The organism is Comamonas aquatilis, assembly GCF_965139575.1.
In the GTDB taxonomy this organism is placed as follows: Bacteria; Pseudomonadota; Gammaproteobacteria; order Burkholderiales; family Burkholderiaceae_C; genus Comamonas; species Comamonas aquatilis.
Genome location: NZ_CBCSIW010000020.1, coordinates 42,224 through 56,523, shown reverse-complemented (window position 1 = coordinate 56,523; position 14,300 = coordinate 42,224). Strand labels below are relative to the sequence as shown.

Sequence of the window (14,300 nt, the reverse complement as noted above, 5' to 3'; positions counted from 1 at the left end):
GGGCTGTGAGAAGACGATCAGCCCCTGCCCACTCAGTCCTGCACTTTAGCGCAGGTTGTAGAAGGCCGCGCGGCCGGGGTACTGGGCCACATCGCCCAGGTCCTCTTCGATGCGCAGCAGCTGGTTGTACTTGGCGATGCGGTCGGAACGGCTCATGGAACCGGTCTTGATCTGACCTGCGTTCAGACCCACGGCGATATCGGCAATGGTCGAGTCTTCGGTTTCGCCCGAGCGGTGCGAGATCACGGCGGTGTAGCCGGCGCGCTTGGCCATTTCGATAGCGGCAAACGTTTCGGTCAGCGTGCCGATCTGGTTGATCTTGATCAGGATGGAGTTGGCGATGTCCTTGTCGATGCCTTCCTTGAGGATCTTGGTGTTGGTCACGAACAGGTCGTCACCCACCAGCTGAACCTTCTTGCCCAGGCGCTCGGTCAGAATCTTCCAGCCATCCCAGTCGCCTTCGTGCATGCCGTCTTCGATGGAGATGATGGGGTACTTGTCGCACCAGCCGGCCAGCATGTCGGTCCACTGGGCAGCGGTCAGCGTCATATTGCCTTCGCCTTCCAGAACGTACATACCGTCCTTGTAGAACTCGGAGGCGGCGCAGTCCAGACCCAGAGCGATTTGTTCGCCGGGCTTGTAGCCAGCGTTTTCGATGGCTTCGATGATCAGCTGGATGGCGGCTTCGTGGTTTTCCACGGAAGGCGCAAAACCGCCTTCGTCGCCCACGGCGGTGGACATGCCCTTGTGGTGGATGATGGCCTTGAGGGCGTGGAACACTTCAGCGCCCCAGCGCACGGCTTCGCGGAAAGTGGGAGCCCCCACGGGGATGATCATGAACTCTTGCAGGTCCAGCGAGTTGTTCGCGTGGGCGCCGCCGTTGATCACGTTCATCATGGGCACGGGCAGTTGCACGCCGCCCATGCCGCCGAAGTAGCGGTACAGGGGCAGGCCGGCTTCTTCAGCCGCGGCGCGGGCCACGGCCATGGACACGGCCAGCATGGAGTTTGCACCCAGGCGGCTCTTGTTGTCGGTGCCGTCCAGGTCGATCAGGGTCTTGTCCAGGAAGGCTTGCTCGGAAGCATCCAGGCCCAGCACGGCTTCGGAGATTTCGGTGTTGATGTGCTCGACCGCCTTCAGCACGCCCTTGCCCAGGTAGCGGCTCTTGTCGCCGTCACGCAGCTCGATGGCTTCGCGCGAACCGGTGGAAGCTCCGCTAGGCACGGCAGCGCGGCCCATCACGCCCGACTCCAGCAACACGTCGCATTCGACGGTGGGGTTGCCGCGGCTGTCCAGCACTTCGCGGCCTACGATGTCAACAATGGCACTCATTGCATTTCCTTTGAGGTTTCTGAAATCGGTACGTGTGGGCTGATTTCTTGCATGAAATCACGCCCTTGTGCTTGTGCATCAAGCGCAAGCTGCTATCAAAATAATTTCTGACTTTCCCCAGCAGCTTGGCATGTCGGCTGCAAGCGCGTCACGCACGTGACGAGTATGGGAGAAGCGGCGGCGGCTATTGTGCACAAATTTGGTGGGCTGCTTTTGCCTTGACGGGCCGCCGATATGGGATTTCTTGCAGAAAGCCGCTGTCTGCGGTATCCGGCCCGGGAAAACAGATAAAAAAACAGGCATGTCAGTGGCGAACGGGGTTCGTCTGTCATGCCTGAATGATTCAAGGGTCAAATGCCTTCCACGCAGATCATGCGCATGATGGCGGCGCCTTCGCGCGCGGCCCGTGCCTTGCGGTACTCGGGTGAGTCGTGAAACGACTGGGCGGCTTCAAAGCTGGGAAATTTCAGCACCACCACGCGCTCGGGTGCCCAGTCGCCTTCGAGCACGGCCACCTGGCCGCCACGAATACAGACCTCGGCGCCGTGCACCTGCATGGCCTCGGTGCTCCATTTCCGGTACTCGTCATATTGCGCGGGGTTGGTGACTTCCACGTAAGCGATGATGTAGCCGCTGGCCATGTTCAGGCTCCGAATTGGTTTTCGAGGAAGCCGTTGCGCTTGGTCACATCGTCCAGCGCCACCAGCGTCTCCAGCAGCGCCTTCATATGCTTGAGCGGCACGGCGTTGGGGCCGTCGGAGAGAGCGTTGCAGGGATCGGGGTGGGTTTCCATGAACAGACCGGCCACGCCCACTGCAACCGCTGCGCGGGAGAGCACGGGCACCATCTCGCGCATGCCTCCGCTGGAGGTGCCGTTGCCGCCGGGCAGCTGCACGCTGTGGGTGGCGTCAAACACCACGGGAGCCTGGGTCTCGCGCATGATGGCCAGCGAACGCATATCGCTGACCAGGTTGTTGTAGCCAAAGCTGGCGCCGCGCTCGCAGGCGGTGAAGCTGTCTGCAGGCAGACCTGCTTCCAGGGCGGCAGCGCGGGCCTTGTCGATGACGTTCTTCATATCGTGAGGCGCCAGGAACTGGCCCTTCTTGATATTGACCGGCTTGCCCGATTGGGCCACGGCACGGATGAAATCCGTCTGGCGGCACAAAAAGGCAGGGGTTTGCAGCATGTCCACGATGGAGGCCACATAAGGTACTTCTTCGACGGTGTGCACATCGGTGAGGATGGGCACGTTCAATTCCTTCTTCACCTTGGCCAGGATTTCCAGGCCTTTTTCCATGCCCGGGCCGCGAAAGCTGGTGCCCGAGGAACGGTTGGCCTTGTCAAAGCTGCTCTTGAAGATGAAGTTGATGCCCAGGGACGAGGTGATTTCCTTGAGTTGCCCGGCCACGTCCATCTGCAGCTGCTCGGACTCGACCACGCAAGGGCCGGCGATCAGGAAAAAGCGTTGGTCAAGGCCGATGTCAAAGCCGCAGAGTTTCATGGTGGGATCCTTAGGGAAATCAGTACCTAGCCCGTACCTGAGGGCAAGCCCTCAGGGTTCAAGCGATAAGGCTCAAGCCTTTTTTGCCGCCTTTTGGCGTTCCATGGCTGCCTTGATGAAGGCATTGAACAGCGGGTGGCCGCTCCAGGGCGTGGACTTGAATTCGGGGTGGAATTGCACGCCGATGTACCAGGGGTGGACCTTGGCGGGCAGCTCGACGATTTCCGTCAGCTGTTCGCGTTGGGTCAGGGCCGAGATCACCAGGCCGGCTTCGCGCAACTGGTCCAGATACTGGGTGTTGGCTTCGTAGCGGTGGCGGTGACGCTCGGTCACCACATCGCCGTAGATGCTGTGGGCCAGGGTGCCAGTTTGCACGTCGGACGACTGGGCGCCCAGGCGCATGGTGCCACCCAGATCGGAGTTGGCGTCACGGGTCTTGATCGTTCCGTCCGCATCCTTCCACTCGGTGATCAGTGCGATCACGGGGTTGGGCGTGTTGGCGTCGAACTCGGTGGAGTTGGCGTTCTCGAGGCCTGCCACGTGACGAGCGTACTCGATGGTGGCCACTTGCATGCCCAGGCAGATGCCCAGATAGGGGACCTTGGATTCGCGGGCGAACTTGGCTGTAGAGATCTTGCCTTCCACGCCGCGCGAGCCGAAGCCGCCGGGCACCAGAATGCCGTCATAGTCTTTGAGCAGCTTGGCAGCGTCGCTATCGTGAATGGTTTCCGAATCCACGTGCGTGATCTTCACGCGCACATGGTTGCGCATGCCGGCGTGCTTCAAGGCTTCGTTGACCGACTTGTAGGCGTCGGACAGCTCCACATACTTGCCCACCATGGCGATCTTGACTTCGCCCTGAGGATGTTCGGTCTCATAGACCAGCTCGTCCCAGCGCTTGAGATTGGTGGGAGGCGTGTTCAGACGCAGCTTGTCGCAGATCAGGCCGTCCAGACCTTGCTCGTGCAGCATGCGGGGCACCTTGTAGATGGTATCCACGTCCCACATGGAGATCACACCCCACTCGGGCACGTTGGTGAAGAGGGAAATCTTTTCCTTCTCTTCGTCAGGCACTTGATGCTTGGCGCGGCACAGCAGAGCGTCGGGCTGGATACCGATTTCGCGCAGCTTCTGCACGGTGTGCTGGGTGGGCTTGGTCTTGAGCTCGCCTGCTGTTTCGATGAACGGCAGATAAGTCAGGTGCACAAAAGCGGAATTGTTGGGGCCGAGCTTCAGAGCCAGCTGGCGCGCGGCTTCGAGGAAAGGCAGGGATTCGATATCGCCCACCGTGCCGCCGACTTCGCAGATGGCCACATCGACTTCATGCTCGGTGCCGAGACCGGCGCCGCGCTTGATGTATTCCTGAATTTCGTTGGTGACGTGGGGAATGACCTGCACGGTCTTGCCCAGATAGTCGCCGCGACGCTCTTTTTCCAGCACGGACTGATAGATACGGCCCGTGGTGAAGTTGTTGGTCTGGCGCATGCGCGTTTCGATGAAACGCTCATAGTGGCCCAGGTCCAAGTCGGTCTCGGCTCCGTCATCGGTCACGAACACTTCGCCGTGCTGGAAGGGCGACATGGTGCCCGGGTCCACGTTGATGTAGGGATCGAGCTTGATGAGGGTGACTTTGAGACCGCGCGATTCCAGGATCGCTGCAAGGGAGGCTGAGGCGATTCCCTTACCGAGGGAAGACACCACACCGCCGGTGACGAAGACGAACTTGGTCATGTCTTTTTTTGGTGGTGGTAAAACAAGATTATAGGTGCGCCGTGAATTTCGGCGTGCAGTGCAGGGCTGCTTGAGTGACTGCAAGGCGCTGCTTGTCTGCTAAATTGCACGCCATGAATGACGTGTTCGCAGGCAAACATCTGGTGCTGGGCCTTTCCGGGGGCGTGGCTTGTTACAAATCGGCGCAATTGTGCCGTTTGCTGGTTCAGGCCGGCGCCACCGTGCAAGTGGTCATGACCGAGGCCGCAGAGCAGTTCATGACCGCAGTCACCATGCAGGCACTGTCTGGGCGCGCAGTCTACACCTCCCAGTGGGATGCGCGTGAGCCCAACAACATGCCCCATATCAATTTGAGCCGTGAGGCCGATGCCATTCTCATCGCGCCCTGCAGCGCCGACTTTATCGCCCGCCTGGTCCAGGGCCGCGCCGACGAGTTGCTCAGTCTGATGTGTCTGGCCCGCCCCATGGACAGCGTGCCCTTGCTGCTGGCCCCGGCCATGAACCGCGAAATGTGGGCCCATCCTGCCACCCAGCGCAATCTGCGGCAGGTAGCACTGGATGGCGCTCAGGTGCTGGGCGTGGGTACTGGCGAGCAAGCCTGTGGCGAAGTGGGTGACGGCCGCATGCTGGAGCCCGAAGAAATCATGGAGGAGCTCGCCGCCCACTTCACGGCCAAGTGTCTGCGCGGTCAGCGCCTGCTGATCACGGCCGGCCCTACGTTTGAAGCGATTGATCCGGTGCGCGGCATCACCAACCTCTCCAGCGGCAAGATGGGTTTTGCCATCGCCCGTGCGGCGCGAGAGGCGGGCGCCGAGGTCACGCTGGTGGCCGGCCCCGTGCACCTGCCCACGCCGCGAGGCGTGACGCGGCTCAATGTGCAATCGGCGCGCCAGATGCAGGATGCCGTGCAGTCGCAAGTCTCGAATGCATCGATTTTCATAGCTACAGCAGCAGTTGCAGATTGGCGTCCAGCCGAATTTTCGGATCAAAAAATCAAGAAAGACGGTTCGGGTGATGTACCGGCCATGAGCTTCGTCGAGAACCCAGACATTCTGGCGGGCGTGGCCCAGTCCGCACAGGCGAAGTCCGGCAAGCTGTATTGCGTGGGCTTTGCCGCTGAAAGCCATGACCTGCTGAGACATGCCAGTGCCAAGCGCGTGCGCAAAGGCGTGCCCTTGCTCGTGGGAAATATCGGACCGGCCACCTTTGGCAAGGATGACAATGCGCTGGTGCTGATCGACGAGGACGGCTCCAAAGAGCTGCCCCATGCCAGCAAGGACGTGCTGGCCCGCCAGCTGGTTGAAGAAATTGCGCAGCGCCTGACTGCACCACTAGGAGTTTGAATATGATTCCCGCCAGCTATGAAGGCCCGAGCAATGGTGACTACGTGGCTTATGTGGACAAGCTGCTGCGCACCAATCCCGAGTTTGTGCGCACCCAGCGTGCCATAGCGAGCGCGATCAACGATGCAGTGGAGACGCCGGGCGATCAGGCGGCTTCTCCTGCGGCCCTGCTGCGCGAGAAGCTGCAGAAAATTCGGGAAGCGGCCGAGCAGGCGCAGCGTACTGGGGCCGCTAGACCCGCCGCCAGAAAGGGTTCTGCCCAGACTGTGGTGGGCACACAGGCGGCTCAGACGGCCCAGGGCCGCTCCAAGGCCGAAGCCAAGCGCCGCTATCAGGAAATCGAGCGCGAGATCGACGCCAAGAAGGCGGAGGCGACGCCCAAGAGCCGGCCCTGGATTCAGCCCTTCAGCATTTTTCTGGGCGTTGTGGGCATTGTGGTGAGCCAGTTTTCGCCCAGTTTCGGCACCCTGCTGTCGCTGATGGCTTTTCTGTCCCTGATCAGCAATGCGCTGGCCAAGATCAAGGGCAAGTGAAAGCTGGCGCCAGGCCTGCCACAATGGCGCCCTTCCATTTGCGACAGCCTCTGGCGCTGTTGCGTGATTCAAGAACAAAGAACGAGCTGCTGATGGCAGCTCTTTCCAAAGGTAAGCATGAAAGTTGATGTCAAGATCTTAGATGCGCGTCTGCGTGACAATCTGCCCGCTTATGCCACGCCCGGCAGCGCCGGCCTGGATTTGCGTGCCTGCATTGATGCGCCCGTGGTACTGGAGCCCGGCCAGTGGCAGCTGATCCCCACCGGTATGGCCATGCATCTCAAGGACCCCAATTACGCCGCCATGATCCTGCCGCGCTCGGGCATGGGCCACAAGCACGGAATCGTGCTGGGCAATCTGGTGGGCCTGATCGATTCGGATTACCAGGGCCAGCTCATGGTCAGCGCCTGGAACCGCTCGCAGACCACGTTCACGCTGCAGCCCATGGACCGTCTGGCCCAACTGATCATCGTGCCCGTGGTACAGGCCCAGTTCAATCTGGTCGAAGACTTTGCCGCCGCCAGCGAGCGCGGCGAAGGCGGCTACGGCTCCACCGGCAAACAATAAGCTGACGACAAAAGCAGGCACAGCTGGAACATTGGCGGTGCGCTATGGACCGGCTTTGGCCTGCGGCCATCAGCTGTTGAGCCAAGTCAGGCCTTGCGTCTGGCACCCGGCAGCGTCAACACCATGCGCAGCCCACCCAAGGGCGAGCTCAAGGCTTCGATGCTGCCGCCATAAGTCTGAACCAGGTCGCGCACGATATCGAGGCCAAGGCCTGCGCCCGGGCGCTGTTCATCCAGCCGCTCGCCGCGCATGAAGATGCGCTCGCGTTGCTCGGCAGCGATGCCTGGGCCGTCATCGTCAATGCTCAGCGTGATGTAGCGGCTGCTATCGGCTGCTGGCTGAATCTGCAGCAGCACCAGAGACTGTGCCCATTTGCCTGCGTTGTCCAGCAGATTGCCCAGCATTTCCATCAGGTCCTGTGTGTCGCCCTTGAAGTCCCAGCCCGAGGCATCGCCTTGCAGCTCGAAATGTATGTCTCGCGCCGCATGCAGCTTGCTCATGGTACGTGCCAGCGACTGCAGCGGCTGCTCCAGCGGTGTGCGCAGGCCGTGGCCTTGTTGTGCTGCTGCAGCGGCGGCCCGTGCGCGGGCCAGGTGATGCTCGACCTGGCGGCTGGCGCTGGCAACCTGCTCACGCACCAGAGTCGCCAGGGCATCATCTTGCTGCGCCGCCGCATTGCCCATGATGCTCAGCGGAGTGTTGACCGCATGGGCCAGATTGCCGGCCTGGGTGCGGGCGCGCTCCACCATCTCGGCATTCATGCGCAGCACATGGTTGAATTCCTGAACCAGAGGCATGATTTCCGTTGGGTGCTCGCCCTGAATTTCCGGGGCCTCGCCCTGGCTGACGGCTGCAAGCTGGCGCCGCAGTGCCGTCAGTGGTGCCAGCGCCAGCTGAAGTTGCACGACCACGGCGACGACCAGCCCTGCGGCCAGCACGCACAGGGCGGCAATCAGCATCTTGGTAAAGCGCTGCAGCGGAACGGCCAGCATGGCGGTATCGGCCGCGACCATCAGCCGCAAGGCAGGGGCGTCAGTCTCTGGCAGCTGTACGGTGCGCGTCACCACCACCAGCCCATTGCCGTTGTCGTCGGACATATGGCCGTAGGTGGCCGGCGCATGCAAAGGGAGTGTGGGCTCCCAGGTTTTGTCCGCTTTGAACAGAGGCCAGTCCAGTGTCTGGTCCCAGAGCGAGCGCGAGCGCTGAATACCGGCATGCACCGTGGCCTGTCCTGCAGTGTCCAGCTGATCAACCTGCCAGTACATGCCAGACAGCGGTTGTTGCAGCAGCGGGTCACCGGAAAACGGGGCGACCGTGATCTGCACGGGCTGGTCCATCTGAAAGCTTACGGCACCGCTCAGGCGGTCGAGTTTGGCGACGAGCTGAGAGCGCAGCTGCTGCGCCAGATGCTCGGCAAACAGCGCACGCAAGCCCCAGCCGGTAAGCAAGAGAGCGCCCAGAACCCAGATCAGGGTGCCGGTGAGCAGGCGCAGGCGCAGTGAATTTTTCCAGGAGCCGGTATCGCGCTCATGGTGAGCTTGGCGGGCCTTGGTGGCGTGAATGGTGTGATCAGACATGCTTGTTCTGGATTTATTCGGGAGCAGCCAGGCGATAGCCCAGGCCGCGAACGGTTTCTATCGAGCCAGCGGGCAGTTTTTTTCTCAGCCGCCCCACAAAGACTTCAATGGTGTTGGAGTCGCGGTCGCTGTCCTGGGGGTAGATGTGCTCCGACAGTTCGGTGCGTGACACCACGTTGTTCATGCGTTGCATCAGCAGGGCCAGCACCTTGAATTCGTGGCTGGTCAGTGTCAGTGCCTGACCATCGACGGTGACTCTGGCCTGACGCGAATCGAGGCTGATCGCTCCACATTGCCAGAGTGCGCTGGCATGGGGGCTTAGGCGCCGCAGCAGGGCTCGCAGGCGGGCCAGCAGCTCTTCCATGTGAAAAGGTTTGGCCAGATAGTCGTCGGCCCCCGCATCCATGCCTGCCACTTTTTCATGCCAGGCGCCGCGTGCCGTGAGTATCAGCACAGGCATGGTGCGGCCCTGAGTGCGCCAGGCACGCAGAACGCTCAGGCCATCGCGCAGGGGAAGGCCCAGGTCCAGCACCGCGGCGTCATAGTTTTCCACTTCTCCCAGATACTGGGCCGTCTCGCCATCGGCGGCCGTCTCCACCGTATGGCCGGCTTGCTGCAGCGCCAGCAGCAACTGCTCGCGAAGCGTGGATTCATCCTCGATCAGCAGGATTCGCATGCCTTGTCTCTTTCCTTGAATGATGACTTTTCCTGCCGCATCATTTTTTGCGCTTCATGCTGATCAGGCTGCCGTCGCCGGCATCGATCTCGAGTTTGACCACCTTGCCGTCGCTTTGCAGCAGCCGGATTTCATAGACGAACCTGCCGTCATCGCGCTCGAACTCCACCTTGATCACCTGTCCCTGATATTGCTGTTCCACGCGGTCCAGCACCGTGCGTAGCGGCAGCACCTGGCCCTGGCGCAGGGCCTGGCGTGCCATTTCATGATCGTTGTCGCCGGCATCGGAGGCGGTAGGCCATATGGCCAGCGTGGCAGAGCCCGTCAGTGCCAGCAGCAGCGCAAGCAGTGCATGGCGTTTGCCGCTCTTGCGCGACGCGGTGCTTGGTGTGCGGCGGTGGTGGCGGTCAGGCAGGGTAGGCATGGCTTGCTGGTAAAAGTGTTTAGCGAGGAAAGCGGGCTGGATGGCGGGTTGCTGCTGAGGTTATAGGCCGGGCTGCATGAACGGAAGCTGAACGCCGGCTTCAGAACCGGTTCAGCCAGGCCTGCGAACAATGGCTTCAACCCGTCGGAACCAAGCGTCTTGGTTGCTGGCGAGGTCAAACCACCCATAAGGAGCTTTCCATGCACAGCCTACAAGCCGGCGCTGCCGTCCATACCTTGACCTCCGAGCCTTTGCGCAGGGCCAGCGCCGCGTCCGCCTCGGGCGGATCTTCCATGCGTCTGTGTTGCATTGCCCTGGCGGGAGCGGCGGCGCTCATGTCCGCTGGCGTTTGCCTGGCAGCACCGCAGGACTCCATGGCGGACAGGGCGACGGCATCGCTGGCCGCCGTGCGCGGCATGGCCTTGGGGCCGGCGCTGAGCATTCGCGAGGTATGCGACAGGCTGGAGAAGATGGGCTATCGCGAGTTTCGGGAAGTCGAATGGGATGACGGCCGCTACAAGGTCAAGGCCACTGCCAACGATGGCCGCTTTGTGAAGCTGGATGTGGATGGCCGCAACGGCGAGGTATTGCGGGTCCGCAGTCAAGACTAGATGTCTATCGCTCTTTAATTTAATTAATAGCTGAAGGTGCTCTCTGAGAAAAGAGACTGAAGAGAACTATTAAGAAAAATAAACTGAAGCAAGCGCGGTCAGCTCTGATTTTCAGAGCGATGAAACAGCTTCCATACGTTGAGTATTGTGAGCAAGTGTGAAAGCTGTCGTCGCAACTGCCGGGTGAAACGTTGGAGTGGAAGTTAGAGCCCATTGGGCTTGCATACCCACTCACAACAGAAATTGCGGCGACAGCCAGTGGCCTTCGCCAGTCAGGAGATTCTCATGAACGTCATTCAACGCTGGGGCCGGGTGGCCATGGTGGCTGGCACTGCGGCAGCTCTCTCAGCCTGTGTGGCCTATCCTCAGGGCAGCTATCAGAGCGGCTACCCCGCACAGGGTAGTTATTCGCAGGGTGCTTACTCCGGCTCCGGTTTCCCCGCCACAACCCAGTCCTATCCGGTGGGCAATGCTCCTGCTCAGACCTATCCGGCCCATAACTGCGGCTACAACAATCCCAACTGCTATTCGCAACAGCCGCAGCCGCAATATGTGCAGCAAGGCCGCGTACTCAATATCGAAACCGTGCGTGTGCAGGACGGCAGCGGCATTGGCGCTGGCGGTGCGATTGCCGGCGGCGTGATCGGCGGGGTGCTGGGTAACCAGGTCGGTGGCGGCTCGGGCCGCACATTGGCCACGATTGCCGGTGTGGTCGGCGGTGCGCTGGCCGGCAGCGCCGTGCAAAACAGCGTCGGTGGCGGCAGCGTGCGCGATATTTACCGCGTGACCGTACAGTTGCAGGATGGCAACGTGCGCGCCTTTGACTACCAGCATGCCCCCCAGTTCAATATCGGCGAGCGCGTGCGCGTGGATGGCAATCAGCTCTACCGCTAAAGCGGTTGGCGCATGAAAAAAGGGACTCGGTTGGAGTCCCTTTTTGCTGTTCGCTTTGACTTGATTCAGTGCAGGGTTTCGTTGCCTGGAGCCATGGGCTCGATGCGGAAAAAGCCCGTGCCGGCCGTGCCGCGGCCGACTTCTTCTTCGGTGGCCTGGCGCACGCCCTCGATCTTGATATGCAGGCGCAGCGCAATGCCGGCCAGCGGGTGGTTGCCGTCCAGCACCACATGCTCGGGGTAGATCTCGGTCACGGTGTAGAGCAGGCCGGGCAGCACGGCGCTGGTGCCCTTGGGCATGGCGCTGGATTCGAAGCTCATGCCTTCTTCGATCTCGGCGGGAAAGAGTTCGCGTTTTTCCAGCAGGATCAGATTCTCGTCATAGTCGCCAAAAGCTTCTTCGGGTTCCAGATGCAGGTCGATCTTGGAGCCCACGCCGTGGCCTTGCAGCGCTTCTTCGATGCGCTTGAACAAGTCGTCACCACCGATCAGAAACTCCACCGGCTCTTCGAGCACGTCCAGCTCTTCTCCCAGAGTGTCCTTCATGACCCAGGTCAGGGCGACCACGCATTGTTCGGTAACTTCCATGGTGTGTTCTGTAGTTTGAAAGCGCAGACAAGGCGCTTGAATAACGGCCAGGGGCCGGCGCGGCCCGTGGTGTGAATGAATTGGCTGGAATTGTCCCACGCTCGCAATGGCAGTGCAGCTGCGGCGTCTTGTTACACCATGCTACGAGGTCTTGAACACTGTTCACATTGCCGCTCTTGCGCACTCTCATACTCGCCCCTATCTGCGGGGCAGAAATCGCCAAGAGGCAAAGGAATACCGTATGACATCCCAAGAGCAACAACTGCTGCGCGAACTCTTTGAGCGTTTGGCGCAGACTCGAGGCGCGCCCAAGGATGCGCAGGCCGAGGCTGAAATTCGCCAGGGCCTGGCTGCCGTGCCCGATGCGGTCTACTGGCTGGCTCAGCGCAGCTTGCTGCTCGAAAACGCCTTGCAGCAGGCCCAGCAGCAGATCAGCCAGTTGCAGCAAGAAGTCGATCAGGGCCGCCAAGCCGCAGCCCGAAGCAGCGGCACAGGCAGTTTTCTGTCCGGTGGGCTGGACACGCATTTCGGTCGGGGGCCGCTGCCTGCCTATGAGGCGCCGCAAGCAGCGCCGGCCGCGCAGCCCGCATCCAGCTGGCGTGATCGTTTCTTTGGCGGTTCGGCTCCGGCAGCCCCGGCTGCGCCGTCCGCAGCGGGCGGCTTTCTGGGGACTGCTGCCGCATCGGCCGCCGGCGTGGCTGGCGGTATGTTGCTGTTCAACGGCCTGGGCAATCTGCTGGGCCAGCATGAGACGCAAAGCCATTCAGGCAAGTCGCTGGATGAAGCGCAAGGCAGCCATCAAAGTCTGCAAGGCGAAAAATCGGCCCCCGATCAAATGGCCCGCGATGCCGGTGTGGACAGCATAGACAACGCCGCCAGTGGCAACTGGGATGACGGAGGCAGCTGGGACGATGACAGCTTTGCCTGATGGAGGTGATTTTCAAAGGTTTTACGCTTGAAGCCTTTTCCTGATAAGCGCAAGAAGCTATCAAAACAAAAGCAAAAAGCCGCCCGGCAGTAACTGCGGACGGCTTTTTCATGGGTGCTTCAAAAACGTTTTAGAACGGGTAGTGGCGCTCGCTCGTCTGCATGGTCACCCAGCGGGTTTCGGTAAAGGCATCAATACCTTGCCGCCCGCCAAAGTGGCCGTAGCCCGAAGCCTTGACGCCGCCAAAAGGCATTTGTGCTTCGTCATGCACCGTGGGGCCGTTGATGTGGCAGATACCGGCCTCGATGCGCGCCGCCACGCGCCAGCCGCGGGCAGTGTCCTTGGTGAACACGGCAGAGGACAGACCGAACTCGTTGTCGTTGGCGGTGGCGATCGCTTCTTCCTCGCCATTGACGCGCACGATGCCCTTGACTGGGCCGAAAGTCTCTTCGTGAAAGATGCGCATCGCTGGCGTCACATGATCGATCAGCGTGGCCGGCATCAGCGTGTTTTCGGCCTTGCCGCCGCAGACGATTTTGGCGCCCTTGGCCAGAGCATCGTCAATCATGGCGTTGCAGCGCTCCACCGTGGCCTGATCGACCACCGAGCCCAGCACCACCGGGCCTTTGCGCGGATCGCCCAGCGGCAGGTTCTTGGCCTTGGCGGCGAACTTGGCAATGAATTCGTCGGCGACCTGGTTGTCCACCACAAAGCGCTCGGTGGACATGCAGATCTGGCCCGAGTTGGCAAAAGCGCCAAAGGTGGCCGCATTCACGGCGGCGTCAATATCAGCATCGTCCAGCACCAGGAAGGGAGCCTTGCCGCCCAGCTCCAGCAGTGCGGGCTTGAGGTGCTTGGCGCAGGTCTGGCCGATGATGCGGCCCACCTTGGTGGACCCGGTAAAGCTCACGCGGCGCACGGCGGGGTGGGCCACGATGGCCTCGACCACGCTGCCAGCATCTGCTGGCGCATTGGTCACAAAGTTGACCACGCCGGCGGGCAGACCGGCATCCTGCAGCGCTTCGATGATCAGGCCGTGGGTGGCGGGGCAGAGTTCCGAGCCCTTGAGAATCACGGTGTTGCCGCAGGCCAGTGCCGTGGAGATGCTGCGCACGGCCAGGATGACCGGCGCATTCCAGGGCGCAATGCCCAGCACCACGCCTGCAGGCTGGCGCACGGCCATGGCCACGCTGCCGGGTACGTCCGAGGGAATGATCTCACCGTTGATCTGCGTGGTCAGCGAGGCGGCCTCCAGCAGCATGCTGGCGGCCAGATGCACATTGAAGCCGGCCCAGATGCCGGAGGCTCCTGTTTCGGCTGCCATGGCGGCGGCAATCGCGTCGCCCTTGGCTTCCAGGGCCTGCGAGGCCTTCATCAGCATGGTGCGACGGGCATTGGGGCCTAGTTGCGACCAGGCGGGGAAGGCTGCTGCTGCGGCATCGCAGGCGCGAATCGCGTCTTCGCTCGTCGCTGCCGGGGCGCGTGTGGCCACCGAGCCATCCAGAGGGTTCTTGCGCTCGAAAGTCGCGCCATTGCTGGCGATGCATTCCTGGCCGCCAATCAGCATTTTCTGTTCAATCATGAGAGTCTCTCCTT

At 61.5% G+C, this 14,300-nt stretch carries 15 protein-coding genes; 6 read left to right on the top strand and 9 right to left on the bottom strand.

What is annotated here, in order from left to right; all coding sequences use genetic code 11:
• Positions 1-45 precede the first annotated feature (45 nt).
• The 4 genes from eno to ACNAZA_RS18465 form a co-directional block, all read right to left on the bottom strand.
• Positions 46-1,332, bottom strand: a complete 1,287-nt coding sequence (gene eno, locus ACNAZA_RS18480) for a phosphopyruvate hydratase (protein ID WP_120966687.1) — start codon at positions 1,330-1,332, stop codon at positions 46-48.
• Positions 1,333-1,682: 350 nt separating this feature from the next.
• Positions 1,683-1,973 (bottom strand): DUF1330 domain-containing protein, encoded by a 291-nt coding sequence (locus ACNAZA_RS18475; RefSeq protein ID WP_415797988.1) that lies wholly within the window; start codon positions 1,971-1,973, stop codon positions 1,683-1,685.
• A 2-nt stretch (positions 1,974-1,975) separates the two neighbouring features.
• A complete protein-coding gene (gene kdsA, locus ACNAZA_RS18470) occupies positions 1,976-2,833 on the bottom strand; it encodes a 3-deoxy-8-phosphooctulonate synthase (protein ID WP_415797987.1) in 858 nt (285 codons plus the stop codon).
• Positions 2,834-2,905: 72 nt separating this feature from the next.
• Positions 2,906-4,564, bottom strand: a complete 1,659-nt coding sequence (locus tag ACNAZA_RS18465; protein WP_120966690.1) for a CTP synthase — start codon at positions 4,562-4,564, stop codon at positions 2,906-2,908.
• Positions 4,565-4,677: 113 nt separating this feature from the next.
• Here ACNAZA_RS18465 and coaBC point away from each other — a divergent pair, with 113 nt between their 5' ends.
• The 3 genes from coaBC (at position 4,678) to dut (ending at position 7,007) form a co-directional block, all read left to right on the top strand.
• Entirely contained in the window at positions 4,678-5,907 is a 1,230-nt protein-coding gene (gene coaBC / locus ACNAZA_RS18460; RefSeq protein WP_415798005.1) for a bifunctional phosphopantothenoylcysteine decarboxylase/phosphopantothenate--cysteine ligase CoaBC, read from the top strand.
• A gap of 2 nt (positions 5,908-5,909) precedes the next feature.
• The gene (locus tag ACNAZA_RS18455) at positions 5,910-6,440 is read left to right on the top strand and encodes a hypothetical protein (RefSeq protein ID WP_415797986.1); all 531 of its coding nucleotides are present in this window, start codon (positions 5,910-5,912) and stop codon (positions 6,438-6,440) included.
• Positions 6,441-6,557: 117 nt separating this feature from the next.
• Entirely contained in the window at positions 6,558-7,007 is a 450-nt protein-coding gene (gene dut, locus ACNAZA_RS18450; RefSeq protein WP_120966693.1) for a dUTP diphosphatase, read from the top strand.
• A gap of 86 nt (positions 7,008-7,093) precedes the next feature.
• Here dut and ACNAZA_RS18445 read toward each other — a convergent pair whose 3' ends face one another.
• From ACNAZA_RS18445 to ACNAZA_RS18435, 3 genes are read right to left on the bottom strand one after another with little or no spacing between them, the layout of a single operon-like run.
• Positions 7,094-8,584 (bottom strand): sensor histidine kinase, encoded by a 1,491-nt coding sequence (locus ACNAZA_RS18445; RefSeq protein WP_415797985.1) that lies wholly within the window; start codon positions 8,582-8,584, stop codon positions 7,094-7,096.
• Between the two features lie 13 nt (positions 8,585-8,597).
• On the bottom strand, positions 8,598-9,260 hold the full coding sequence (locus ACNAZA_RS18440) for a response regulator (protein WP_415797984.1): 663 nt from the start codon (positions 9,258-9,260) through the stop codon (positions 8,598-8,600).
• 40 nt (positions 9,261-9,300) lie between these two features.
• Positions 9,301-9,609: a PepSY domain-containing protein gene (locus ACNAZA_RS18435; protein ID WP_415798003.1), complete on the bottom strand. Its 309-nt coding sequence runs from the start codon at positions 9,607-9,609 to the stop codon at positions 9,301-9,303.
• 275 nt (positions 9,610-9,884) lie between these two features.
• Between ACNAZA_RS18435 and ACNAZA_RS18430 the strand changes: the two genes are divergently transcribed.
• A complete protein-coding gene (locus ACNAZA_RS18430) occupies positions 9,885-10,295 on the top strand; it encodes a PepSY domain-containing protein (RefSeq protein WP_415797983.1) in 411 nt (136 codons plus the stop codon).
• Between the two features lie 285 nt (positions 10,296-10,580).
• Complete coding sequence (locus ACNAZA_RS18425; RefSeq protein WP_415797982.1) at positions 10,581-11,189, top strand: outer membrane lipoprotein; 609 nt, start codon at positions 10,581-10,583, stop codon at positions 11,187-11,189.
• Between the two features lie 65 nt (positions 11,190-11,254).
• Here ACNAZA_RS18425 and ACNAZA_RS18420 read toward each other — a convergent pair whose 3' ends face one another.
• A complete protein-coding gene (locus tag ACNAZA_RS18420; RefSeq protein WP_415797981.1) occupies positions 11,255-11,776 on the bottom strand; it encodes an FKBP-type peptidyl-prolyl cis-trans isomerase in 522 nt (173 codons plus the stop codon).
• A 241-nt stretch (positions 11,777-12,017) separates the two neighbouring features.
• On the opposite strand from ACNAZA_RS18420, the gene ACNAZA_RS18415 reads away from it, so the two are divergent.
• Positions 12,018-12,704 carry a DUF2076 family protein gene (locus ACNAZA_RS18415; RefSeq protein WP_415797980.1) on the top strand — a complete coding sequence of 229 codons (687 nt, stop codon included), beginning with the start codon at positions 12,018-12,020 and terminating at the stop codon, positions 12,702-12,704.
• A 130-nt stretch (positions 12,705-12,834) separates the two neighbouring features.
• On the opposite strand, the gene ACNAZA_RS18410 is transcribed toward ACNAZA_RS18415, so the two are convergent.
• Positions 12,835-14,286 carry an aldehyde dehydrogenase gene (locus ACNAZA_RS18410; RefSeq protein WP_415797979.1) on the bottom strand — a complete coding sequence of 484 codons (1,452 nt, stop codon included), beginning with the start codon at positions 14,284-14,286 and terminating at the stop codon, positions 12,835-12,837.
• Positions 14,287-14,300 lie beyond the last annotated feature (14 nt).

Coding starts and splice junctions, on each gene's coding strand:
- eno (WP_120966687.1), bottom strand. CDS start 1,332: ATGAGTGCCATTGTTGACATCGTAGGCCGCGAAGTGCTGGACAGCCGC.
- ACNAZA_RS18475 (WP_415797988.1), bottom strand. CDS start 1,973: ATGGCCAGCGGCTACATCATCGCTTACGTGGAAGTCACCAACCCCGCG.
- kdsA (WP_415797987.1), bottom strand. CDS start 2,833: ATGAAACTCTGCGGCTTTGACATCGGCCTTGACCAACGCTTTTTCCTG.
- ACNAZA_RS18465 (WP_120966690.1), bottom strand. CDS start 4,564: ATGACCAAGTTCGTCTTCGTCACCGGCGGTGTGGTGTCTTCCCTCGGT.
- coaBC (WP_415798005.1), top strand. CDS start 4,678: ATGAATGACGTGTTCGCAGGCAAACATCTGGTGCTGGGCCTTTCCGGG.
- ACNAZA_RS18455 (WP_415797986.1), top strand. CDS start 5,910: ATGATTCCCGCCAGCTATGAAGGCCCGAGCAATGGTGACTACGTGGCT.
- dut (WP_120966693.1), top strand. CDS start 6,558: ATGAAAGTTGATGTCAAGATCTTAGATGCGCGTCTGCGTGACAATCTG.
- ACNAZA_RS18445 (WP_415797985.1), bottom strand. CDS start 8,584: ATGTCTGATCACACCATTCACGCCACCAAGGCCCGCCAAGCTCACCAT.
- ACNAZA_RS18440 (WP_415797984.1), bottom strand. CDS start 9,260: ATGCGAATCCTGCTGATCGAGGATGAATCCACGCTTCGCGAGCAGTTG.
- ACNAZA_RS18430 (WP_415797983.1), top strand. CDS start 9,885: ATGCACAGCCTACAAGCCGGCGCTGCCGTCCATACCTTGACCTCCGAG.
- ACNAZA_RS18425 (WP_415797982.1), top strand. CDS start 10,581: ATGAACGTCATTCAACGCTGGGGCCGGGTGGCCATGGTGGCTGGCACT.
- ACNAZA_RS18420 (WP_415797981.1), bottom strand. CDS start 11,776: ATGGAAGTTACCGAACAATGCGTGGTCGCCCTGACCTGGGTCATGAAG.
- ACNAZA_RS18415 (WP_415797980.1), top strand. CDS start 12,018: ATGACATCCCAAGAGCAACAACTGCTGCGCGAACTCTTTGAGCGTTTG.
- ACNAZA_RS18410 (WP_415797979.1), bottom strand. CDS start 14,286: ATGATTGAACAGAAAATGCTGATTGGCGGCCAGGAATGCATCGCCAGC.